Source organism: Streptacidiphilus anmyonensis (genome assembly GCF_000787855.1).
Classification (GTDB): Bacteria; Actinomycetota; Actinomycetes; order Streptomycetales; family Streptomycetaceae; genus Streptacidiphilus; species Streptacidiphilus anmyonensis.
Window position 1 is genome coordinate 180,916 of the sequence record NZ_BBPQ01000004.1, and the last position, 22,246, is coordinate 203,161.

Consider the following 22,246-nt stretch of genomic DNA (forward strand, 5'->3'; position numbering starts at 1 on the left):
GCGCTACACGAACCGCACCAGGCTGACGTCGACGGCTCGCCGCATGAGCCGGCGTTCGCTGCTGCGCGGCGCGATGGTCGGCGGCGTCGCCGTGGCGGGCGCGAGTGCGCTCTCCGCGTGTGGTGTCCAGGGCCATGTGCTGCCGCCGGGCTCCAAGGAGAACGGCCAGGCCGGCCACGACTACTCGGACGTCGAGAAGAAGGTCGTCTTCGCCAACTGGCCGGCGTACATCGACGTCGACCCGAAGGACCAGAACAAGCGGCCGACGCTGGACGCCTTCGTCAAGCAGACCGGCATCCAGGTCGACTACCTGGAGATCATCAACGACAACAACGACTGGTACAACAAGATCGACCCGTCGTTGGTCAAGGGCATCGACACCGGCTACGACATCATGGTCGTCTCCGACTACATGGTGGCCAAGTACCGGACGTACGACTACATCCAGTCGTTCGACCTGGCGAACATCCCGAACCACTCGAAGCTGCTGCCCAGCGTGCTCAAGGACCCGACCGACCCGGGCCGCATGCACTCGATCCCGTGGGCGTACGGCTACACCACCATCGCGTACAACTCCAACCTGGTGAAGACGCCGATCACCTCGATCGCCGAGCTCTTCACCCGCCCCGACCTCCGGGGCAAGGTCTCCCTCTTCGCGGAGATGGAGGACACCGTCGCGATGGCCCTGCTGGCGCAGGGGATGAACCCGGAGCACTTCACCGACGCGCAGTTCAACCAGGCGCTGGAGTACATCCGCCGGGCCAAGGACGCGGGCCAGATCCGCTCCTTCACCGGCAACGACTACCTGAGCGACTTCCAGCAGGGCAACACCGCCGTCACCATGGCCTACTCCGGTGACGTCGCCCAGCTCGGCAAGGCGAACCTGGTGACCGTGGACCTGCCCAAGGAGGGGCTGCTGGCCTGGTCCGACAACATGGTCATCCCCAACTTCGCGCGGCACAAGAAGAACGCCGAGAAGCTGATGAACTACTACCTCCAGCCCGAGGTCTCGGCCGAGCTGACCGACTACATCGACTACATCCCCTCGGTGCAGGGCGCCGTCGCCGCCCTGCAGCAGCTCGATTCCACGGCGGCCTCGGTACCGCTGATCGTGCCGACCAAGGCGATGGAAGCCAACGCGCACGGCTTCATGGCGCTCAGCATCGCCCAGTTGAACGACTACACCAGCCGCTTCCAGCAGATCACCGGCCAGTAGTCCCGCCCACGGAGAGAAGAGTCCCGATGAGTTCCCACGACGTACTCGGCCGCACCGAGGGCGGAGACCTCCGCCTGGCCGGCCTCACCAAGCGCTACGGCTCCTTCACCGCGGTGGACGACCTGAGCCTGACGATCCCGCAGGGGTCGTTCTTCGCCCTGCTGGGCGCCTCCGGATGCGGCAAGACCACGACGCTGCGCATGGTCTCGGGTCTGGAGGACCCGACGGTCGGTCAGATCTTCCTGGGCGAGCAGGAGGTCACCGACCTCAAGCCCTACCGCCGCCCGGTCAACACGGTGTTCCAGAACTACGCGCTCTTCCCGCACCTGGACATCTTCGAGAACGTGGCCTTCGGCCTGCGCCGCCGCGGCGTGAAGGACGTCAAGAAGGCCGTGACCGACATGCTCGACCTGGTCGAGCTCGGCCACCTGGCCAAGCGCAAGCCGACCCAGCTGTCCGGCGGTCAGCAGCAGCGCATCGCGCTGGCCCGCGCGCTGATCAACCAGCCGCAGGTGCTGCTGCTGGACGAGCCGCTGGGCGCGCTCGACCTCAAGCTGCGCCGCCAGATGCAGATCGAGCTCAAGCGCATCCAGACCGAGGTCGGTCTCACCTTCGTGCACGTCACCCACGACCAGGAGGAGGCCATGACCATGGCCGACACCATCGCGGTGATGAACCACGGCCGGATCGAGCAGCTCGGCTCCCCCGCCGACCTGTACGAGAACCCGACCACCACCTTCGTGGCCAACTTCCTCGGCCAGTCCAACCTGATCCCGGCCTCCGTCGAGGGCGAGAAGGACGGGATCGTCTCCGTCTCCGCGCACGGCCAGCAGCTCAAGGTCGACGCCAAGCGCTGCCGCTCCACCAGCGGCAAGATCATCCTCGGCGTCCGCCCGGAGAAGGTCCAGGTCGCCACCGACCGCGGCGAGGTCCCGGACGGCTACAACGCGCTGGTCGGCGGCAAGGTCGTCGACACCAGCTTCATCGGCGTCTCCACCCAGTACCTGGTGCAGATGCCGTCCGGCGAGGAGCTGTCCGTCTTCGAGCAGAACACCGGCCGCGCCATCCAGCGTCCGGGCGCCGAGGTCGTCGTCTACTGGGACCCGAGCCAGGGCTTCGGTCTTGAGGGCTCCCAGGACATCGAGGCCGGCGCCGAGGCCGACGAGGAGGCCGCGGCATGACGACTCTCACCGAGGCGCCCGCCCCGGTCGAGGAGCGCGCGCCGGACCGCAAGCCCCGCCGCAACTGGACCCCGTGGGTCCTCCTGCTCCCCGGCCTGCTCTGGCTGACCGTCTTCTTCCTGATCCCGATCCTCACCTCGGTCTCGGCCTCGGTGCAGACGGGCGACTACGACGACGGCTTCAAGCTCACCTGGCACTGGGCCAACTACCGCGACGCGATCACCGACTTCGGCCCGCAGTACTACCACTCCCTGGTGTACTCGCTGCTGACGACCATCGTCTGCCTGGCGCTGGCCTACCCCGTCGCGTACTTCATCGCCTTCAAGGGCGGCCGCTGGAAGACGCTGCTGATGGCCCTGGTCATCGTGCCGTCCTTCACCAGCTTCCTGATCCGCACCATCGCCTGGAAGACGATCCTCGCGGACAACGGCACCGTGGTGCACACGCTCAACAGCCTGCACCTGCTGAAGATCACGACGGCGCTCGGCTGGACCGTCGGCAACCACGTGCTGGCCAGCCCGGCCGCGGTGGTCTGCGGCATGGTCTACAACTTCCTGCCGTTCACGATCCTGCCGCTGTACACCTCGCTGGAGAAGATCGACCCGCGCCTGCACGAGGCCGGCGCCGACCTGTACTGCAGCGCTTTCACCACCTGGCGTCGGATCACGCTGCCGCTGTCGATGCCCGGCGTCATCGGCGGCACCCTGCTGACCTTCATTCCGGCGGTCGGTGACTACATCAACGCCCAGCTGCTGGGCAACCCGAACACGACGGTGGTCGGTCAGCGCATCGAGGACCTGTTCCTGCGTCAGACCAACGGCTACCCGGTCGGCTCCGCGATGTCGGTCGTGATGATGGTCGGCACGCTCGTCATCGTCATGACGTACATCTGGCGGGCCGGGACGGAGGACCTGCTCTAGTGGCTACTCAGACCATCGCCGCCCCCGCTTCGGCCGGGGCGCCCAAGGAGCGGCGCAAGAGCCCGCTCGCCTGGGCCAAGCAGCACGTCCTGCTGGTCGTCACCTTCCTGGTGTTCGTCTTCATGCTGCTGCCGAACGCCGTCATCCTGTGGATGTCGTTCAACTCGCCCGCGGGCAAGTTCAACTACACCTGGAACAAGTTCTCCCTGGACGCCTGGAAGAACCCCTGCTCCAACAGCACGATGTGCCACAGCATCGGGCTGTCGCTGGAGATCGGCGTGGTCGCGACGATCATCGCGACGATCCTCGGCACGATGATCGCCTTCGCCATGGTGCGGCACCGCTTCAAGGCGCGCAGCGGCATCAACGCCCTGCTGTTCCTGCCGATGGCCGCCCCCGAGGTGGTCATGGGCGCGACGCTGGCGGCGCTGTTCTTCAACACCATCGGCCCCGGCGGCATGGGCTTCTGGACGATCACCATCGCCCACGTGATGTTCTGCATCTCGTACGTCGTGGTGACGGTCAAGTCCCGTCTGGCGGGCATGGACCCGACGCTGGAGCGGGCGGCGCAGGACCTCTACGCCACCCCGACCCAGACGTTCATGAAGGTCACCCTGCCGCTGGTCGCCCCCGGCATCGGCGCGGCCGCGCTGCTCGCCTTCGCGATCTCCATCGACGACTACATCATCACGGTCTTCACCGCGGGCAACTCGGAGACCTTCCCGATGTACATCTTCGGCTCGGTGCAGCGCGCCTACCCGGCGCAGATCGACGTCATCGGCTCGCTGATGCTGCTCGGCACCATGGCCGTGATCGCCGTCTCGCAGGTCCTCAACCAGATGCGGGCCGCGCGCAAGAAGTAGCCCCGGCCCGTTCTCTGAATCCCCCGCTGATCCCCGTCCGGCCCGTCCGGACGGGGATCAGCTTTTTGCGTTCGGTCAGCTCTTCGCCTTCGTGTAGTGGCGGGCGGCCTTGGCGCGGTTGCCGCAGTGGGCCATGTCGCACCAGCGGCGGCGGCCGTTCTGGGAGGTGTCGAAGAAGGTCAGGATGCAGCGGTCGTGGGCGCACTCGCGGATGCGCGCGGGGCCCCTGGCCAGCAGGCGCAGGTAGTCGTCGGCGGCGAGCCAGGCCGGCAGCCAGACCGGGTCGACGACCTCGGGCTCGTCGTGGGGCAGGCCCTCGGCGTCGAGGGTGCGGCGGATCCGGCCGTGTGCGAGCACCGCGTTCAGCGCTGCGGTGTCGCGGGGGTCGGCGCGCAGCGCGAGCAGCGCGGCACGGGCCTGGAGCAGCGCGTCGAGGGTCTCGGGGACGTCGGGTGCGCGGTCGGTCAGGCCGTTGGAGGCGAGCCAGATCGCAAGGCCCTGCGGCTGCTGGAAGAGCTGCTCGTCGTGCCAGCGGGTGTTGAGCAGGTCGAGCGAGAGCGGTTCGCCGCGCAGCGGGCGGGGGTCCAGGTCGACGAGGGCTTCCATGAAGAGAGTCTAACCGTTCAGGTGTCGAGTAGCGGTTGCGGCCCTTCGCTTCTAACCCTTACTGTCGTGTTGAACGGTTAGAGATCGCCCTGTCTGCCTCTTTCTCTTCTCGGAACGGGAGTCCGTCCATGCCCGCCTCGCTGCGCACCGGCCACATCGGCATCAACGTCACCGACCTGGACCGCTCGGTCGCCTTCTACCGCGACGTCCTGGGGCTGGAGGTGATGGGCGGCAGCGAGCCCGGCACGCCCCCGGAGCGTCGCCGGGCGCGGCTCGGCAAGAAGGGCGAGCTGGTGCTCACCATCTGGCAGCAGGCGTCCGGGGCCCACCCGACCGACCTGGCCGGCCTGCACCACCTCTCCTTCGAGGTGGACTCCGTCGAGGAGGTCCGCGAGGCGGAGTGGGCGCTCAAGGAGCGCGGCGCGACCTTCCACCACGACGGGATCGTGCTGCACGGCCCCGGCCAGGACTCCGGCGGCATCTTCTTCACCGATCCGGACGGCACCCGGCTGGAGATCTTCACCGCGAGCGGCGTCGCCGCGGAGGGCTCCGCGCCCTTCGCCGACGCGCCCACCTGCGGCTTCTTCTAAGGCGATTTCTTCTCAGGAGGGCTGGGTCATGGCGAAGGCGACCGGCTACCACGCGGGCGAGCTCGCGGCCCAGGCGCGGCTCGGGGACACCGCGCGGGCGGAGCACCTCGGCCGCAGCATCCGCAGCACCGTCCCTTCGGTCGCGGCGGCGTTCCTGGCGGAGCGGCAGCTGCTGGTCGTCGGCGCCGCCGACGAGACCGGGCGGATCTGGGCGACGGTGCTGACCGGCGAGCCCGGCTTCGTCTCCGTTCCCGACGAGCGGACGATCGTCGTGGCCGCGTCCCCGCGCCCCGACGACCCGCTGGCCGGCGTGCTGCGGGGGAGCGCGCCGGCCAGCGTCGGCACCGTCGCGCTCGAACCCGCGACGCGACGCCGGATGCGGGTCAACGGCCTGGCGGAGGCGGCCGGACCGTCCGGTCTGCGGCTCCGCACCGAGCAGGTCTTCTCCAACTGCCCGAAGTACATCCAGAAGCGGCGCCCGGTCCGGCACACCCCGACCACCGCGCCCGGACCGGCCCGCTGGAGCTCCGCGTTGTCGGCGGCGCAGCAGGCGTTCGTCGCGACCGCCGACACGTTCTTCCTCGCCACCGCCGATGCGGACGGTCACGTGGACGCCTCGCATCGGGGCGGCCTGCCCGGATTCGTCGAGCTCCTCTCGCCGACCCGGCTGCGGTGGGCCGACTACGCGGGCAACGGCGCCTACATGACGCTGGGCAACCTGGAACTGAACCCGCGTGCGGGCCTCGTCCTGCCGGACTGGGAGAGCGGTGACACGCTCCTCCTCACGGGTGAGGCCCGGACGAACTGGCAGGAGCGGTCGGTGGAGTTCGAACTGACGGCCGCGGTCCTGCTGCCGGGCGCGCTGCCGATGCGGTGGACCGAGCCGGAGTACTCCCCGGCCAACCCCCCTCTACGCTGAGGACCGTGATCGACGTCGAGGAACGCTGGGCCCAGCTGGCCGCGAGCGGGGACACCGTCCTGCTGGAGGGTTTCCACGCGCTCAAGCACGCGCTGCGCTTCGGGGCGGTGGTGCCGCTGGCGGTGACCTCCGACCCGGCGGGGCTGGCGCGCCTGGCCGCTGACCTCGCCCCCGACCTCGCTCCAGACCTCGCCCCTGACCTGGGCGGCGTCGATGCCGTCCCCGTGACGGGCGAGGTGCTGCGCCGCCTCGTCCCCCGGCCCCACCCGACGGGCGTGGCCGCCCTGGCGTTTCGTCCACAGCCTGTGGACAACGCGACGCGGACCAGCCCGTTCGTGGTCCTGGAGAACCCGCGCAACCTGGGCAACATCGGCGCGGTCGTCCGCCTCGCGGCCGGCTTCGGTGCGGCGGGCGTGCTGACGACGGGCGACGTCGACCCCTGGCACCCCACGGCGGTCCGCGGCGCGGCCGGCCTCCACTTCGCCACCTCGGTGGCGCGCACCTCCCTGGACGCCCTGCCCTCCGGGCCGGTCTTCGCGCTGGACCCGGAGGGCGAATCCATCCACGACGTCACCTTCCCGGATGACGCTCTGCTCGTTTTCGGCTCGGAGCGCCACGGGGTGACGGATGATGTGAAAGGGATGGCCACCTCTACTGTGGCCATCCCTATGCGTCCTCAGGTGTCCAGCTTCAACCTCGCCACCTCGGTCGGCATGGCGCTGTTCCACTGGCAGGGGCGTTCTTCAGCAGGTCAGTAGGCGGGAGCGGCCATCCCCAGCCTGTGGAGAACCTCGGCGATGTGCGCGGGCCTGCCGCGCAGCTCGGCCGAGCCGAGGCTGACGGTGATGTCGGCCTCCGGCAGCGGCGGGTGCGAGCGATGCAGCAGGTGCCGCACCACGGAGGCGAACAGCAGCCGCTGACAGGGCCGATGGCCCTTGTGCCGACGGATTCCGACGCGCTCGACCTCCGAACAGAGGAGGTAGGGGCCGAAGGGCGGTTCGAGCTCGTCCTTCGTGACGGGGGCGATGAGCCGCATCTGCCCGTGCGGGCAGTGGATCGATCCGTCGCCTAGAACCTCGAAGGGCTGATCGTCGATGTCCAGGCGGCGGTCGCCGATCACGGGTTGGTCGAGATCCAGTGCTTCGGCGAAGGTCTTGGCCATGCGCTCGCGCGCGGCGCCGAGGTCGGCGTCGCCACGGCGGATGGAGGGCAGGAGCTCGCGGGTGACCCAGTCCTGGAAGGGACGGGCCGTGGGCTTCCGGGACCGCATGATGAGGGTGTAGAGCCCGCTCTCGTTGGTCGCGGTCACCCGGGGGTTTCCGGCGGTGTACCCACGCTGAGCAGTGGTTTCTCGATTTCCGTCAGTTGAACTGACGGAACTCTCCCGGAGGTCGACGGTAAGGCGCTGGTCCGGGGCCAGTGCCGTCGCGGCCATGCGGGAGTTGCCGATCCCGAGGATCCGGCAGATGTCCGGCACGGCGAACCACGGCTCGCCGTCGATGATCACGACGCGGATGGGCTGTCCCGTCGTCGGGAACTCGGTGTGGATCAGGCGGGTGGCCATGGTCTAGCGGACTCCGTTCAGGACGGTGAGGACGTCGGTCGGGGTGCCGGCGATGAGCAGGACCGAGCCGGGTGGCGCAGCCGGCCGGCGGTGGCAGGCGCGGGCGAGGTCGGTGAGGCGGACCGGCGGGCAGAGGCGGCGGGCCCTGCTGCCGAGGAGCCTGACGCGCTCGGTGCGGGTGCAGCGGAAGTGCGGTCCGTAGGGCGGGCCGTCGTCCTCGTCAGGGGCGGGGAACACCGGGTCCATCGCTCCGTGCGGGCAGTGGACGAAGCCGTCGGAGTAGAGCTGGAACGACTGCCCCAGCAGCTCGAACGCGCTGACGGGCTCGGGGTCCGGGACGGTGCCGAAGTTGATCGCCTCGGCGAAGGTCTCGGCCGTGTGCTCGCGCGCGGCGCCGAGGTCGGTGTGGTCACGGCGGATGGAGGGGAGGAGTTCGCGCGTGACCCAGTCCTGGAAGGGGCGGGCGGTGGGCTGGTCGGAGCGCACGATCAGCCGGTAGAGGCCGCTCTCGCTGACGACCTCGAGGTCGGGGTTTCCGCGTGAGAACCCACGCTGACCTGCGGCTTCGTGAACACCCTCCTGCGGAGTGCGGGTATTCACGACACGGACCTCGTCCTCGCCGAGGAACTTGACGGCCTGGCCGGGTTGGGTCCTGCCGAGGATCCGGCAGACGTCGGCGACGGCGAACCACGGCTCGTCGTCGGTCAGGATGACGCGGATGGGTTGCCCCGTGGTGGGGAACTCCGCGTGAAGCATTCGCGTGTGCATGACGCGCCCTTTCGGGTGGGTGCTGGAGCGCCCTGCACAACGCGGGTTATCGGATGACCGACACGGCCTCCTGCTCGCGCTCGGTGGCGCGGGGGGCGCGCATGATCGTCTGGCGCAAGACTGGCGTGGCGACGACGCGCGCCACCCCCTTAGCCACCCCCTGGCCGGTCAGCCTGAGGAAGCCGGTGGGGAGGAAGACCGCGTCTGCAGTGATCATCGCGAGGGAGAAGAAGGGGAGCCCGAGGACGACCGCGATGGCCAGGTGCTCGGTCATCATCAGCGCCAGCATCACGTTCTTGATCCGCCGGTTGAAGACCAGGAACGGGAAGCCCACCTGGGCGATCACCGTGCCGTACGTGATGACGGTGACCAGCGTGCTGTTGTTGCCGAGCATGCTGTTGAGCGCCGGCCACGGCTCGAAGTAGTGCAGGTGGAGCGGGAACCAGAGGGCGGTGCCGCCCTGCCACAGCGAGCCCTGGATCTTGTACCAGCCGGCGGTGGCGTAGATGAAGCAGACCTCTGCGGCGATCACCAGCATCGCGGCGTTGTGGAGCAGTGCGCCGAGCGCGTCCAGCAGTGCCGAGCCCTCGCTCTCCGGCGCGCGGCGGGCCAGTGCGCCGCGCAGGCCGGCCAGCAGCCAGCAGAGCCAGAAGAAGGTGCCCCAGGTGTAGACGCCGAGGTCCAGCATGCCGAGCTTCGCGAAGCCGGAGAGCTGACAGAACGCCAGGGCCAGGCCCAGCAGCAGCCACACCGCGACCCCCACCGGATCCCGCTCGTCGCGGGTGCCGCGCCGCGCGGCGCGCGCGTCCAGGGACCAGACCTCGCCGCACCGGGTGAAGACCAGGTAGATCGCCATCAGGTGGACGACGTTGTCCCCGCCGTCGCCGACCAGGACCGCGCGGTTCTGCAGCGACAGCACCAGGACCATGAAGACCAGCGAGGTCGCCCGGGTGCGCCACCCCAGCAGCATCAGCACGCTGACGGCGATCGCCGCCACGTAGACGCACTCGAACCACCAGCCCGCGTCCGACCAGGCCAGGACGGAGAAGGCGTGGTTCGCCGAGAGCATCTGCCGCGACAGGTCCGCGCTCCACGGCGAGAGGTCGCCGTACAGGACGCGTCGGTTCGGCCACTCGCGCAGCAGGAACGCGCCGAAGGTCAGCGCGACGCCGATGCGGACGATCGCGGCCTGGTAGCGCGCGAGGGTGCTGCCGGTGACGGTGGTCCAGGCCCGGAACGCGGCGTCGCCGGCACGCCTGCGGCCGTGGGTCAGCAGGGCGTGCATCAGGAGGCCCCCAGGCCGCGGTAGTCGTCGTCGGTGGCGGGCCACCAGGGCAGCTGACGGTAGGACGGGGTGGCGGTGGCGGGCGCACCGGTCCAGGTGGGGCCGGTGACGTCGGTGGTGGCGGAGCGGAACTGGATCTGGATGACCGGCTCCCCGCGCCAGTCCCGGCCGATCCGCTGCAGCCCGATGCGCTTGAGGTACTCGACCGAGAGCGGACCCCCGAAGCCGGTGGACTTCTCGTTCTGGTCGTGCCAGGCGGTGTAGTAGTCCCAGGCGCGGCGCAGCAGGTTCTGGTTGACGTGGCTGGGGAACGCGTTGCCGCGGATCGCGGCCACGTCCTGGGCGGTCAGGTCGATCCACGGCGACTCGGTGCGGCCGCCGTCGGCGGCGAGGGTCTGCACGCGCGCCTGGACCGCGATGTTCTGCTGCAGCGGGTTGGGCGCGAACAGTTGCCAGTTCTGCTCGAACTCGGGCATCACGTGCGCGTTGATGGTGGTGGCGTTGCGCTGCGAGACCGGGTTGCTCGGCGCGATGGAGAGGAAGACGGTGCCGAGGTGGTAGACCACGGCGAGTGCGACGGCGACCACGGCGGCGTAGAGGACCAGCAGGGAGGGCAGCGACCAGCGGCGTCCCTGCGCGGGATCGGGCCGGTCGGCACCGCTGTCTTCAGCGCCGTTGTCCTCGGTGCCGCTCTCCGCAGGATCGTTCTCCGCAGCATCGTTCTCCGCGGCGCCGCTCTCCGCGGTCGTGTCCTCCGGCGCGGTTCGGGGCGCGGGTATGGGTTCGTGCGTGGTTGCGCCGTCCGGCTCGTCTGCCACTTCTGCCCGCCTTGCCGCTCCGCTGATTCCTGAGCACGGTACTGATGTCGACGGCCTGTGCGCGACCCTTCCGTGTATCTAGAACTTGTTCTAATCTGACGTCGCGTCAGCAACTGCATCGGAAGGGGCGCCCCGTGGACTTCACCTTCACCGACGCGCAGCAGGCCGCGGCCGAGGCGGCCCGCGGCGTCTTCGCGGACGTCGCACCGGACGGGGGCGTGCCCAGCCCCGCCCTCGGCGTCGAGCCGGTGGCCCCGGACATCGACCGGGAACTGTGGCAGCGCCTGGCCAAGTCCGACCTGCTGGGCATCGCGCTCGCCGAGAGCCACGGCGGCGCGGGGCTGGACGAGATCGCCTGGTGCCTGGTGCTGCGCGAGTCCGCGCGCGTGCTGGCGCGTGTACCCCTGCTGGAGACCGGCGCCGCCGCTCTGGCCGTCCAGGTCTTCGGCACGGACGAGCTGCGACGCAGGCTGCTGCCGGAGGTCGCGGCCGGTCGTCTGCTGCTCGGCGTCGCCGCGCACGGCCGCAGCGGCCACGAGCCGGCCGACGAGGCGGTGACGGCGCTTCCGGTCGCGGGCGGCTGGACCCTCACCGGGGAGCAGACCGGGGTCGCCTGGGCGCCGGTGACGGATCTGGTCCTGGTCCCGGCCCGCGGACCCGAGGGCACGGTGCTGCTGCTCGTCGACCCGCGCGGGGCGGGGGTGACGCTGGAGCGCCAGGTGTCGACCAACGGCGAGCTCGCCGGGCGGCTGGTCTTCGAGGGCGCGGTGGTGGAGTCCTCCTGGCAGCTCGGCCCGGTCTCGGCGGACGGGGCCAACTGGCGCGCCGTGCGGGCGTGGCTGATCGTGGGCGTGGCCGCGCTCTGCCTGGGCCTCGGCGAGGCGGCGTTGAAGCTGACCTCGACGTACGCGTCCAAGCGTGAGCAGTTCGGGCATCCGATCGCGACCTTCCAGGCGGTCGCGGTCCAGTCCGCCGACCGCTACATCGACCTGCGGGCGATGGAGGTCACCCTGTGGCAGGCCGCCTGGCGCGTCGCCCACGGCGTCGACCTCGCGGACCGCATGCCGCTGGACGCGGACCTGGCCACGGCGAAGATCTGGTCCGCGGAGGGTGTCCGGGCGGTGGCTTCGACGGCCCAGCACCTCCACGGCGGCATCGGGGCGGACCTCGACTACCCGCTCCACCGGTACCACGCCTGGGCGAAGCACCTCGAGCTGCTGCTCGGCCCGGCGGCGGCGTTCGAGCAGGAGTTGGGCGACCTGCTGGCGGAGCACCAGCTGCCGTAGGCCTGCGGGAAAGCCGTCCGGCGCACTGTGGTTGCATGGGGGCACCATGGAGCGCTGCGCATACGAGGCCGTCGTCCTGGCCGGTGGAGCCGCCCGCAGGCTGGGCGGCGAGGACAAGCCCGCACTGGTCGTCGGGGGCACGACGCTGCTCGACCGCGTCCTCGCGGCCTGCGCGGACGCGGAGACGACGGTCGTGGTCGGCCCCGAGCGCGTCACCGCACGCGACGTGCGGTGGGTGCGCGAGGAGCCGCCCGGAGGCGGACCGGTCGCCGGGCTGGCGGCCGGCCTGGCGCAGGTCACCGCCGAGGTGACGCTGCTGCTCGCCGCCGACCTGCCGTTCCTGGATACCGTCACCGTGCACCGCGTGCTCGGCGCCTTGACCGCGCCCGAGGTCGACGCCGCCGTCCTGGTCGACGAGGAAGGCCGCGAGCAACTCCTCACCGCCGCCTACCGCACCGCGCCGCTGCGGAGCGCCCTCGCCGCCGTCGGCGATCCGGACGGCGCACGGCTGCGGGCCGTCACGAGCCGTCTGCGCACCCTGCGCCTGCCGGACACGGCCGGCGCGGCCGTGGACTGCGACACCTGGGACGACGTCGAACGGGCCAGGCGACGCGCCGGGTAGCCGGCCGGGAGACGCGCTCGGGAGACGAGCCCGGGTGACGCGCACGGAAGCGGGCCGGGGAAACGGGCCGGGGAAACGGGCCGGGAACGACGCGGACACGCAGGTGACACCACCCTGATGCGCGCCGTCGGCACGCCCATCGGGGACGATGGAGGCGTGCTGGATGACTGGATCGCCGCTGCCAAGACCGAACTCGGGATCGACCTTGAGGTCGACATCCACGGGCTGCTCGACATGACCCGCGATGTCGCGCACGGTGTCGCGCGCCCCGCCGCGCCGTTGACCGCCTTCCTGGTCGGCTACGCGGCCGCCACGGCCGGCGGTGGACCGGAGGCGGTGGCGGAGGCGAACCGGAAGGCCGCGCAGCTCGCGCTGCGCTGGGCGGCGGACCGCGCCGAGGAGCACCCGGAGTGACCGGTCGCGAGGGCGAGGCGGATCTGCTGGCCGCCTATCCGTATCTGCTGCCACAGGCGTCGACCCCGCCGCCTCCGCCCGAGCCGGACCGCCCGTTCGACTACGAGGCGGCGGCGGAGGAGCCGACGTCTGCTCCCCGTCCGCGTAACGCCGACTCCTCCTTCGATCAGGCCCTGGACGACGCCATCGGCCTGGTCGGCCCTTCGGCGGTATCAAGATCGCGAAATGCCACACGTGGCGCATTTGATGATCTTGATCAGTCCGATGCCGCCGATCCCTCCGTCCCGCCGCCCGCGACGCACGCACGAGAGCTCGGCTGGTCGCAGGCGCGCGCGGTCGCCAGACGCGCCGGCGCGCGCCCGCTCGGCACACAGGAGCGGGACGCGGCGGACGCGCTGGGCGCGGTGCTCGCCGCGCCGCTGGCCGCTGCCACCCACCTGCCCCCCTTCGACACCTCGGCGATGGACGGCTGGGCCGTCTCGGGGCCCGGGCCGTGGCGACTGCGGGAGCCGGCCGAGGGGGAGGGCCTGGCGGGACGGCCGCCCGCAGCGTCGTTGCAGGACGGGGAGGCCGTGCGAACAGCGACCGGCGCGCCCGTCCCCGGAGGCGGCACCGCCGTGCTCCGGCGCGAGGACGGCGTCGTCCGCGCCGACGGCGCCGAACTGGCCTGCCGTCCCGGCAGGCGGACGCCGCCGCTCGGCCGGGACATCCGCCCGCGCGGCCAGGAGTGCCGTAGCGGCGAGGCGCTGCTGCCGGCCGGGACGCTGGTGACGCCCGCCGTGCTGGGCCTGGCCGCGGCCGCCGGGGTCGACCGGCTGGCCGTGCACCGCCGACCCACCGTCGAACTGCTGGTGCTGGGCGACGAGTTGCTGACCGAGGGTCTTCCCAGGGGCGGGCGGATCCGCGACGCGCTCGGCCCCATGCTGCCCGGCTGGCTCGCCGCCTACGGCGCGACCGTCACCGGCGTGCGCCGGATCGGCGACGATCGGGAGGCGCTCGTCGCCGCCCTGCGCGCCACCGGCGCCGACGTCGTGGTCACCACCGGCGCGACGGCGTCGGGACCGGTGGACTTCCTGCACCCGGCACTGGACGAGATCGGCGCGCGGCTACTGGTCGACGGGGTCCGGGTGCGTCCGGGCCACCCGATGCTGCTGGCCGAACTGCCGGAGTCGACCGAGCCGTCGGTGAAGTCGGTGAAGTCGGGGGCGTCGGAGCAGTCGGAGCCGGCCGCGCGGTCGGGCGGGTCGGCGGCGGGCGGCGGGCCCCGCTACCTCGTCGGGCTGCCAGGCAACCCCTTCGCCGCCGCCGTGGGCGCGGCGACGCTCGCCGAACCGCTGCTGCGCGGCCTGGCCGGCTGCCCGGCGGCGGAGCCGTACCGGGTCCCGGCCGCGGCGGAGTTCCCCGGTCAACCCGGCCACACCCGCCTCGTCCCGGTCGCCCTGCCCGAACGCGGCGCGGTGCCGCTGCGACACGACGGCCCGGCGATGCTGCGCGGGCTCGCGCTGGCCGAGGGCCTGGCCGTGGTGCCGCCGGGGGGCGTGGCGACGGGCCGCCCGATCGAGGTGCTGGACGTGCCGTGCGGCTGAGGCCACACGGTCGGACGGCCCCGGCCTCGGGGGCGGGCGCGCGGGAGAGCGACCCGGGCGGTTCCGCTGCCGAACTGCGGCAGATCGTGCTGCCCGAGTCCGAACGCGCCCACGACTCGCCGCTGCGGCAGGTCGGGCGGCGGCTGGCGGTGGCCTTGGCCCTCCTGGTCGCCACCGCGCTGCTGGTCTGGTTCGGCCGTGACGGCTACCACGACAACGCGCACGACCACCTCGACCTGCTGGGCGCCTTCTACTACGCGACCGTGAGCCTCTCCACCACCGGCTACGGCGACGTCACGCCGGTCAGCGACGGCGCCCGGCTCACGAACATCCTGCTGATCACGCCCTTGCGCGTGCTGTTCCTGATCGTCCTGGTCGGCACCACGCTGGAGGTGCTCACCACCCGCGGCCGCCGGCTGTGGCGCATCAACCGCTGGAGGCAGGAGTTGGACCGGCACATTGTCGTGGTCGGCTACGGCACCAAGGGCCGCAACGCGGTGGAGACGCTGTTGCAGAAAGGGACGCCGAAGGCGTCCATCGTGATCGTCGACCCGCAGCGACGCGCGATCGAGACGGCCGCGAACGAGGACGGCCTGGCGGGCGTCGTCGGCGACGGCACCCGTACGGACGTGCTGCGGCGCGCCGGGGTCGAACGCGCGGCGCAGGTCGTCGTCGCGCCCCAGCGGGACGACACCGCCGTGCTGGTCACCCTGACGGTGCGCCAGCTGAACAAGGAGGCGGTGGTGGTCGCCGCCGTGCGCGAGGACGAGAACGCCCCGCTGCTGCGCCAGAGCGGCGCGACCGTCGTCGTGACGAGCGCGAGCTCGGTGGGTCGACTCCTCGGCGTCTCCACGCTGAGCCCGAGCACCGGCGCGGTCCTGGACGACCTGCTGACGGCGGGCCACGGCCTCGACGTCATCGACCGCCCGGTCACCCACGAGGAGTCGGGGCGTTCGCCCCGCGAGTGCGGCGACCTCGTCGTCGCCGTGCTCCGCGGTCACCGCAGGCTCGCCTTCGGCGACCCGGAGGCGGCGGTGCTGCAGCCGGAGGACCGGATCATCGCGATCCACCGCAGCAGCTAGTGCGGTGGGCCCGCCTGCCGTTGCCGGGCCCGCGGGTTCGGCCGTGACCCGGGGGCGGTTACGGGGGGCCGGGGCCCAGGAGCCAGACTGCGCCGTAGGCGGCGGAGGAGAGGGCCAGCAGCGTCATGGTGACGGCGACCCGCTTCAAGCGGACCGTCGCCAGCCAGGCCGCCGGCGGCAGCAGCAGCGGGAAGCCGGGCATCAGCAGGCGGGGCTTGGAGTTGAAGTACGCCTGCGCCCCCAGCGACAGCGCGACGATCACGGCCGCGTAGGCGAGGACCGGCAGCGGCTGGCGTTGCCGGACGCACGCGACCAGTGCCCAGACGACCAGGCCCACGAAGGCCAGCAGCCCGAGCCCCGCGCCGGGGTTCGTCGCCAACTGGTGGCCGATGAAGCGGGCGTAGGCCGCGCCGAAGTCGAAGCCGTTGCCCCACTGGCTCTGGACGTGCAGGTATGCGGAGAGGCCGCCGACCCAGCCGGCGTAGGCGAGCAGGCCCGTCGGGGCGAGCAGCGCGCCGAGGACGGCGCGGACGCGGCGGTCCTCGCGGCGCCACAGCGCGACGGCCGCGCCCACCCAGACGGCGGCGATCACGGCGGCCGCGCTCGGCCGGGTGAGGCCGGCGAGCGCGGCGAGCAGCCCGGCGGTGATCCAGCTGCGGCGCAGCACCGCGTACAGGCACCAGGCGGCGAGCGCGGTGAAGAGGGACTCCGTGTAGGCCATCGACTGGAGCACGCCGATCGGCAGCGCCGCCCACAGCAGGACCAGCAGGGTGGCCGCGCGGCGGCCCGCCACGCGCTCGCCGACGGCGAAGACGCCCAGCGCGGCGACCAGCGAGGCGACCGCGCTGACCAGCAGGCCCGCGTCGGCGTAGGACAGGCCGACGGCGGTGTGCAGGCCGCGCTCCAGCCAGGGCAGCAGCGGGAAGAAGGCCAGGTGGGAGTGGGCTCCCGCGCCGCGGGTGTGCAGGGTCGTCTGGTAGCCCGGCCAGTGGTAGCCGTGCGCGGCGATGTCGGTGTACCAGAGCGAGTCCCACCGACCCGACAGCAGTTGGTGCGGGCTGCGCCCCTCCGCGCCGGCCCAGACGGCCAGCACGACGAGGCCGAGCACCCGCACGGCGGCGAAGAGGCCGAGGGCGGGCAGGGCACGGGTGAGCAGGGCCGTCGCGCGCGGACGCAGCGGGTGCGGCGGGCGCGGCGGGCGCGGTGCGAGGAGCCGTGTTCCGGGAGCCCGCACCGCGGTCGGCGGGACGGTCGGCGTGTCAGACGATGCGGCCACGCGCGAGTCCCTTGGGGGTGTGCGCGGCGTCGACCGCTCCGCCGACCGTCCCGCCGACGGCGCTGAGGCCGGGTCCCTCGGACTCCTCCTGTGGGTCCTGGGCGGAGAGCTGGCTGACCATGAGCCGGACGACCGCGGCCAGGTAGGGGTCGTCGACGAGGTAGACCTGTCGGCGGCCCTCGCGACGGGAGCGGACGAGTCCGGCCAGGCGGAGCTTGGCCAGGTGCTGGCTGACGGCGGGGAGGGTGCCGCCCACCTGCTCGGCGAGGCCGGTGACGTCGCACTCGCCTCCGGCGAGGATCCAGACGATCTGCAGACGGGTGGGCGAGGCGAGCATGCCGAACGCGGCGGCGGCCTGGTCCATGACCTCGGGGCCGGGCATGTCGTCCGGCGCGGTCGCGGCGGCAGCGCCGATCACGGCTCCGATGGCCTCCCGGACCTCTGCGCCACTCGTCATGCGCGTTCTCCTTCGTCCTCGCTCTCCCCGGATCCCTGCCCGCGCCCCACCAAGACTAGTGCCGGGGCCGCCCACCTTTGCCGGGTCGACCACGGCGTCGAGGGGGTGCCGTGACCGCGGGCGCGGCGAAGGGGAGTCCGGGGAGGCGGGCCCCGAGGAGGTGCGTCCCGAGGAGGTCCGGCCGTGTGGCCGGGTGCTCACGGGGCCGAGTCCGGGACGTTCTTGGCTTCGGCGTAGGCCTGGATCGGGGACATCGGGACGCCGTCCAGCTCGACCGTCTGCTCCTGGCTGACCTGGGCGCACCCGTTGGTGTCGCCGGCGGTGCGGGCGCTCGCGCCGTTCAGGGCCTGCTGCGTGTCGGCGGGGGCCGGCTTGCCGGACGCGCCGGGGAAGACGGTGCCGGAGGGCCAGTCCGCGCCGATGACCAGGGTCACCCCCGAGCCGGCGGAGGAGGCGCTCAGCGCGCTGTCCGGCAGCCCGAGGGCGGCGGCGACGGTGTGGGCCGCGGCCTGGTCGCCGGGGGCGTACTGGAGCCGGGTGGTCGTGGTGGTCGTGGGCGAGGTGACGGCGGTGGTCCCGGAGCCGAAGCCCTGCGACGTCAGGGCGTCGGCGAGCTCGGTGGCCCGGCCGCGGGTGCCGCTGGCGTTGTCGACGTGGACGTCGATCCGCGCGGCCGCGAGGGAGTCGGAGCCGTCCCCGGTCGCGGACGCGGACGGCGAGGCCGACGGTGAGGCCGACGACGACGCAGGCGCGGCGAAGGCGGCGGCGGACGCGGAAGCCGCGGCGGTGCTGGACGGTGAGACGGAGCCGGAGGGCGAGGAAGGCGAGGAGGACGCGGACGGCGACGCCGAGCCGCCGCCGGGCGAGGTCAGCGACTGGTCGTTGGCGATCGTGGCGAACAGCGCCTGCGCGTCGGGACCGACGATCAGGCGGTTGGGATCGTTCGGGTCGGTCTCGGTCTGCATGGTCGTGAAGGTCATCCGGTTGGTCGGCACCTTCGCCACGTCGTTGGCCAGGCCGAGCAGGGAGGTCACGTTGCCGAGGCCGCTGTCGACCGTCAGCGCCTTGGTCGCGGAGTCGGCCAGGTCGAACAGGCGGGTCGGGTCGGTCAGCGTTCCGGCGCTGCGCATGGACCGCATCATCGAGCTCAGGTAGAGGTGCTGGGCGGCCAGCCGGCCGAGGTCGCCGCCGTCGCCGAAGGCGTGCCGCGAACGGACGAACTCGAGCGCCGCGTTGCCCTTGAGGTTGTGGGTGCCCTTGGCGAGCTTGAGGTGCGAGTAGGTGTCGTAGACGTTGTCGTCCACACACACGTTGACGCCGCCCACGGCGTCGGACATGGAGACCACGCCGGAGAAGGTGACCATCATGAAGTGGCTGACGGGGATGCCCGTCAGCTGGTGGATGGTCTGCATCTGGCACTGCGGGCCGTAGGCGAGCGCGCTGTTGACCATGCCGCGGTAGCCCGCGGTGCGGTTGGCCTTGTCGTTCGGGTCGGTGCAGGCGGGCACGTCGACGATGGTGTCGCGGGGGATGCTCATCACCGTCGCGTTGGACCGGTCGGCGGAGACGTGGACGAGCATCTCGACGTCGGCGTTGCCGTAGCCGCCACCGCCGACGTTGCAGTCGCCGCCGAGGTTGCAGTCCGCCTGGGTGTTCCGCGAGTCCGTGCCGATGACCAGGATGTCGATCGGTGTCCGGCCGAAGGCGTCGGGCTTCTCCTGGCCGAGGGTCTTCCTGGTGTCGCCGCCCAGGTGGACGGTATGCAGGTTGCCGCTGAAGCGGTTGTACAGCCAGGTGCCCAGCCCGGCGACGACCAGGACCAGCACGGACAGCACCAGGGCGAGGATCTTCAGGACGCGCCGCGCCCTCGAACGCGGTCTGCGTTCGATGGGCTCGTCAGGGGCGTCCGACTGGTCCTGCATGTCCTGGTTCCCCCGTCGTGGTGTCCGGCGAGTACCTCGGGCGTCGACTCCGCCTTCGATGCTTGCGCAATTCTGCAAGCGTACGCCTGTTCTCTGTGCGCGGCCCGTGTGGCTCACCGTGACGGGAGGTGCACGGAACGTCCTTGCCCGGCGGTCTCCGGCGCGGTCCCGGGCGCGGTGTCCGGCGCGTGGGAGGCGGGGCAACGACGCTGCCCTTCCGGCGGGGTCGGGGGCTCGGGGAGCGCCCCGGCGGGGTAGCGTCGGCGCCATGCGAGCGATCACGATTGAGACGCCGGGCGGCCCCGAGGCGCTGGTGCTGCGTGAGGTCCCGGATCCGGTCCCCGGTCCGGGCGAGGTTCTGGTCGAGGTGGCGGCCTCGGCCGTGAACCGTGCCGACGTCCTGCAACGGCAGGGCTTCTACGACCCCCCGCCGGGAGCGTCCCGCTACCCGGGCCTGGAGTGCTCCGGCCGCGTCGCCGAGATCGGCGACGGCGTCGTCGGCTGGTCCGTCGGCGACGAGGTCTGCGCCCTCCTCTCCGGCGGCGGCTACGCCGAGAAGGTCGTGGTGCCGGCCGGCCAGTTGCTTCCGGTCCCCAAGGGAGTCGACCTGGTGACCGCGGCGGGCCTCCCGGAGGTCGTCTGCACCGTGTGGTCGAACGTCTTCCAGGTCTGCCACCTGCGGCCGGGCGAGACGCTGCTGGTGCACGGCGGCTCCAGCGGCATCGGCACGATGGCGGTCCAGCTGGGCAAGGCCATCGGCGCCCGGGTCGCGGTGACGGCGGGCTCGGCGGAGAAGCTGGCCGCCTGCGCGGAGCTCGGCGCGGACGTGCTGATCAACTACCGCGAGCAGGACTTCGTCGCGGAGCTGGCCGCGCTCGGCGGCGCGGACGTGATCCTGGACGTGGTGGGCGCGAAGTACCTCGACCGCAACATCGACGCGCTGGCGCTGAACGGACGGCTCGTCATCATCGGCATGCAGGGCGGGGTGAAGGCCGACCTGAACATCGCCAAGCTGATGTCCAAGCGCGCCGCGGTCGCGGCCACCTCCCTGCGGGCCCGCCCCCTGGAGGAGAAGGCGGCGGTGGTGGCCTCGGTGCGCGAGCACGTCTGGCCGCTGATCGAGTCCGGCGTGGTCAAGCCCGTCATCGACCGCACCTTCCCCCTCGCGGACGCGGCGGAGGCGCACCGGCTGATGGAGTCGAGCAGCCACGTCGGCAAGATCCTGCTCCGGGTCTGAGCAGACGGGGCGGCGGGGCGGCGGGGTGGCAGGCTCGCGGGGTGGTTGCGGCAAGGGGATGAAGAGTGGGGTGGGGCGTGGCTGAATGGCCCAGCCACGCTTGCCCGGGGGTGGGGCTGATGTCCTAATTGCGATATATGAGCGCTTTGTCGGCCCTGGGGACGGGTGCTGCGAGGGCCGCCGGGACGGCCCTCGTGGCGGGGTTGATGATGGTCGTCGGCACCGCGGGCGCGCAGCAGGCGGTGGCGGCCGGGTGGTCGGAGGCGCAGCCGCTCGGTCCGGTGAAGGCGCTGGTGAAGGCGAAGCCCGGCGGGACGTCGCGTGGCTTCGCGCTGCGGCTGCCGGACGGGCGGATCCTGCGCTTCTCCTACGTGCCCGGGTACGGCGCCGGCCACGCCCCCGTGCCAGGAGCCGGCGCGCACCGACCCCCGCACCGCCCCCCGGACCAGGATCCGTCCTCGGGAGACCCCGGCACCGGCGCGCCGCCGTCCGGAAATCCGACGGACACGGGAAGCCCCTCGGCGTCCGACTCCCCGAGCGTCGACCCCTCCCTGAGCGGGATGCCCATGCCGGTGGTCGGCTCCCTGTTCCCCTCGCCCGCGTCGTCGTCCGGGAGCGCCGACGGCGGCCACGCGCCGGACGCGCGGCCGGGGCACGGGGCCGCGGGCGCGCCGCGCCCGTCCGTCACGCCCGCGCGTTCCGCGCAGAGCGATCCGGCCCAGGACGGCGCGGGAGCGGGCGCGGACGCGGTCGTGCCGGGCGTGGCCGCGCCGGAGCGCCCCGCCTCCACGGTTCCGCCCCCGCTCGGCCCGCAGGCGCTGCTGCATCCCGGGGCCGCGACCGAGCAGATCGCCACCCGCAACACCGCCTCCGGCGGCCTGGGTCCGCGCGCCCGGCTCCTCGGCGTCGGCCTCGCCCTCATCGGCGCGGGGGCAGCGCTCTTCGGCTGGCGCATCCGGCGACTGTGAGCGTACGGGCGGCCACCGGGTGCGGTCGTCCCACCGCTGTCCACGGAACAGGCGCACACTTGTTCTGGCGAATATCACGCCGTCCTGACACCCCCGTAAGACAGAATGACGTCCATGAACAGCCCCAGCCAGCGGCCCGAAGACGGCCCCCACGTCCTGATCGTCGGTCCCGACGGCCTGCCGGTCGCCGGTGGCAAGTCGGCGGAGGGGGGCGGCGACGCCCGGGAGCTGCCGATAACGGAGATGGTGGAACAGCCCGCCAAGGTCATGCGGATCGGCAGCATGATCAAGCAGCTGCTGGAGGAGGTCCGCGTCGCGCCTCTCGACGAGGCCAGCCGGGTGCGGCTGAAGGAGATCCACGCCAGCTCCGTCAAGGAGTTGGAGCAGGGGCTCGCGCCCGAGCTGGTCGAGGAGCTGGAGCGGCTCTCGCTCCCCTTCACCGAGGACGCCGTCCCCTCCGAGGCGGAGCTGCGGATCGCGCAGGCGCAACTCGTCGGCTGGCTCGAGGGCCTCTTCCACGGCATCCAGACCGCTCTGTTCGCCCAGCAGATGGCCGCACGGGCCCAGTTGGAGCAGATGCGGCGGGCCCTCCCGCCCGGCATGGCGGGCCACGAGGACGGCGAGGAGGGCCACGGCGGAATCCGCTCGGGCCCCTACCTGTAAGTC

Annotated in this window: 22 protein-coding genes and 1 pseudogene; 15 read left to right on the forward strand and 8 right to left on the reverse strand. The window is 72.2% G+C overall.

Annotation, left to right across the window (positions count from 1 at the left end; translation table 11 throughout):
* The first annotated feature begins 43 nt into the window (after positions 1 to 43).
* From TR50_RS07045 to TR50_RS07060, 4 genes are all read left to right on the forward strand, one after another.
* Positions 44 to 1,216 (forward strand): ABC transporter substrate-binding protein, encoded by a 1,173-nt coding sequence (locus TR50_RS07045; protein WP_052440810.1) that lies wholly within the window; start codon positions 44 to 46, stop codon positions 1,214 to 1,216.
* A 26-nt stretch (positions 1,217 to 1,242) separates the two neighbouring features.
* Entirely contained in the window at positions 1,243 to 2,397 is a 1,155-nt protein-coding gene (locus TR50_RS07050; RefSeq protein ID WP_042416013.1) for an ABC transporter ATP-binding protein, read from the forward strand.
* On the forward strand, positions 2,394 to 3,317 hold the full coding sequence (locus tag TR50_RS07055; protein ID WP_042416016.1) for an ABC transporter permease: 924 nt from the start codon (positions 2,394 to 2,396) through the stop codon (positions 3,315 to 3,317). Before TR50_RS07050 ends, TR50_RS07055 begins: the two co-directional genes overlap by 4 nt.
* Before the next feature lie 122 nt (positions 3,318 to 3,439).
* The gene (locus tag TR50_RS07060) at positions 3,440 to 4,180 is read left to right on the forward strand and encodes an ABC transporter permease (protein WP_084699880.1); all 741 of its coding nucleotides are present in this window, start codon (positions 3,440 to 3,442) and stop codon (positions 4,178 to 4,180) included.
* A 75-nt stretch (positions 4,181 to 4,255) separates the two neighbouring features.
* Here TR50_RS07060 and TR50_RS07065 read toward each other — a convergent pair whose 3' ends face one another.
* Positions 4,256 to 4,786 (reverse strand): CGNR zinc finger domain-containing protein, encoded by a 531-nt coding sequence (locus TR50_RS07065; RefSeq protein ID WP_042416019.1) that lies wholly within the window; start codon positions 4,784 to 4,786, stop codon positions 4,256 to 4,258.
* Positions 4,787 to 4,914: 128 nt separating this feature from the next.
* Here TR50_RS07065 and TR50_RS07070 point away from each other — a divergent pair, with 128 nt between their 5' ends.
* From TR50_RS07070 to TR50_RS07080, 3 genes are read left to right on the forward strand one after another with little or no spacing between them, the layout of a single operon-like run.
* Positions 4,915 to 5,376, forward strand: coding sequence for a VOC family protein (locus TR50_RS07070; protein WP_042416021.1), 462 nt, complete (start codon positions 4,915 to 4,917; stop codon positions 5,374 to 5,376).
* A 28-nt stretch (positions 5,377 to 5,404) separates the two neighbouring features.
* Positions 5,405 to 6,295, forward strand: a complete 891-nt coding sequence (locus TR50_RS07075) for a pyridoxamine 5'-phosphate oxidase family protein (protein ID WP_042416024.1) — start codon at positions 5,405 to 5,407, stop codon at positions 6,293 to 6,295.
* A gap of 5 nt (positions 6,296 to 6,300) precedes the next feature.
* Positions 6,301 to 7,053 (forward strand): TrmH family RNA methyltransferase, encoded by a 753-nt coding sequence (locus TR50_RS07080; protein ID WP_236654303.1) that lies wholly within the window; start codon positions 6,301 to 6,303, stop codon positions 7,051 to 7,053.
* On the opposite strand, the gene TR50_RS42355 is transcribed toward TR50_RS07080, so the two are convergent.
* From TR50_RS42355 to TR50_RS07100, 4 genes are read right to left on the reverse strand one after another with little or no spacing between them, the layout of a single operon-like run.
* A complete protein-coding gene (locus TR50_RS42355; RefSeq protein ID WP_052440811.1) occupies positions 7,047 to 7,859 on the reverse strand; it encodes a BRO-N domain-containing protein in 813 nt (270 codons plus the stop codon). The two genes, TR50_RS07080 and TR50_RS42355, sit on opposite strands and share 7 nt — an antisense overlap.
* 3 nt (positions 7,860 to 7,862) lie before the next feature.
* Positions 7,863 to 8,627 (reverse strand): BRO-N domain-containing protein, encoded by a 765-nt coding sequence (locus TR50_RS42360; RefSeq protein ID WP_084699840.1) that lies wholly within the window; start codon positions 8,625 to 8,627, stop codon positions 7,863 to 7,865.
* A gap of 46 nt (positions 8,628 to 8,673) precedes the next feature.
* Positions 8,674 to 9,912, reverse strand: a complete 1,239-nt coding sequence (locus tag TR50_RS07095) for an HTTM domain-containing protein (RefSeq protein ID WP_063775021.1) — start codon at positions 9,910 to 9,912, stop codon at positions 8,674 to 8,676.
* Positions 9,912 to 10,730, reverse strand: a complete 819-nt coding sequence (locus TR50_RS07100; protein WP_052440813.1) for a DUF5819 family protein — start codon at positions 10,728 to 10,730, stop codon at positions 9,912 to 9,914. The genes TR50_RS07095 and TR50_RS07100 overlap by 1 nt, the downstream gene beginning before the upstream one ends.
* Before the next feature lie 134 nt (positions 10,731 to 10,864).
* On the opposite strand from TR50_RS07100, the gene TR50_RS07105 reads away from it, so the two are divergent.
* The 5 genes and pseudogenes from TR50_RS07105 to TR50_RS07120 all read left to right on the forward strand — a co-directional run bounded on the left by TR50_RS07105 (position 10,865) and on the right by TR50_RS07120 (position 15,720).
* Positions 10,865 to 12,016: an acyl-CoA dehydrogenase family protein gene (locus TR50_RS07105; protein ID WP_042416026.1), complete on the forward strand. Its 1,152-nt coding sequence runs from the start codon at positions 10,865 to 10,867 to the stop codon at positions 12,014 to 12,016.
* A gap of 46 nt (positions 12,017 to 12,062) precedes the next feature.
* A complete protein-coding gene (gene mobA / locus TR50_RS50330; RefSeq protein ID WP_063775022.1) occupies positions 12,063 to 12,638 on the forward strand; it encodes a molybdenum cofactor guanylyltransferase in 576 nt (191 codons plus the stop codon).
* 138 nt (positions 12,639 to 12,776) lie between these two features.
* A pseudogene (locus tag TR50_RS50335) lies at positions 12,777 to 13,052 on the forward strand (DUF6457 domain-containing protein); the annotation flags it as partial.
* Positions 13,049 to 14,638: a molybdopterin molybdotransferase MoeA gene (locus TR50_RS07115; RefSeq protein WP_236654304.1), complete on the forward strand. Its 1,590-nt coding sequence runs from the start codon at positions 13,049 to 13,051 to the stop codon at positions 14,636 to 14,638. The pseudogene TR50_RS50335 and the gene TR50_RS07115, both read left to right, overlap by 4 nt.
* Positions 14,629 to 15,720 (forward strand): potassium channel family protein, encoded by a 1,092-nt coding sequence (locus TR50_RS07120; RefSeq protein WP_439654203.1) that lies wholly within the window; start codon positions 14,629 to 14,631, stop codon positions 15,718 to 15,720. Before TR50_RS07115 ends, TR50_RS07120 begins: the two co-directional genes overlap by 10 nt.
* A 58-nt stretch (positions 15,721 to 15,778) precedes the next feature.
* Here the strand turns inward: TR50_RS07120 and TR50_RS07125 are convergent, their stop codons facing one another.
* From TR50_RS07125 to TR50_RS07135, 3 genes are all read right to left on the reverse strand, one after another.
* Complete coding sequence (locus tag TR50_RS07125) at positions 15,779 to 16,996, reverse strand: glycosyltransferase family 39 protein (RefSeq protein ID WP_236654305.1); 1,218 nt, start codon at positions 16,994 to 16,996, stop codon at positions 15,779 to 15,781.
* Positions 16,980 to 17,378, reverse strand: coding sequence for an ArsR/SmtB family transcription factor (locus TR50_RS07130; RefSeq protein ID WP_042416339.1), 399 nt, complete (start codon positions 17,376 to 17,378; stop codon positions 16,980 to 16,982). The genes TR50_RS07125 and TR50_RS07130 overlap by 17 nt, the downstream gene beginning before the upstream one ends.
* A 272-nt stretch (positions 17,379 to 17,650) precedes the next feature.
* On the reverse strand, positions 17,651 to 19,375 hold the full coding sequence (locus TR50_RS07135; protein ID WP_084699844.1) for an LCP family protein: 1,725 nt from the start codon (positions 19,373 to 19,375) through the stop codon (positions 17,651 to 17,653).
* Between the two features lie 268 nt (positions 19,376 to 19,643).
* On the opposite strand from TR50_RS07135, the gene TR50_RS07140 reads away from it, so the two are divergent.
* The 3 genes from TR50_RS07140 (at position 19,644) to TR50_RS07150 (ending at position 22,243) form a co-directional block, all read left to right on the forward strand.
* The gene (locus tag TR50_RS07140) at positions 19,644 to 20,612 is read left to right on the forward strand and encodes an NAD(P)H-quinone oxidoreductase (RefSeq protein ID WP_042416028.1); all 969 of its coding nucleotides are present in this window, start codon (positions 19,644 to 19,646) and stop codon (positions 20,610 to 20,612) included.
* 194 nt (positions 20,613 to 20,806) lie between these two features.
* Positions 20,807 to 21,580: a hypothetical protein gene (locus TR50_RS07145; protein WP_042416031.1), complete on the forward strand. Its 774-nt coding sequence runs from the start codon at positions 20,807 to 20,809 to the stop codon at positions 21,578 to 21,580.
* A 114-nt stretch (positions 21,581 to 21,694) separates the two neighbouring features.
* Positions 21,695 to 22,243: a bacterial proteasome activator family protein gene (locus TR50_RS07150; protein ID WP_042416035.1), complete on the forward strand. Its 549-nt coding sequence runs from the start codon at positions 21,695 to 21,697 to the stop codon at positions 22,241 to 22,243.
* Positions 22,244 to 22,246: the final 3 nt, after the last annotated feature.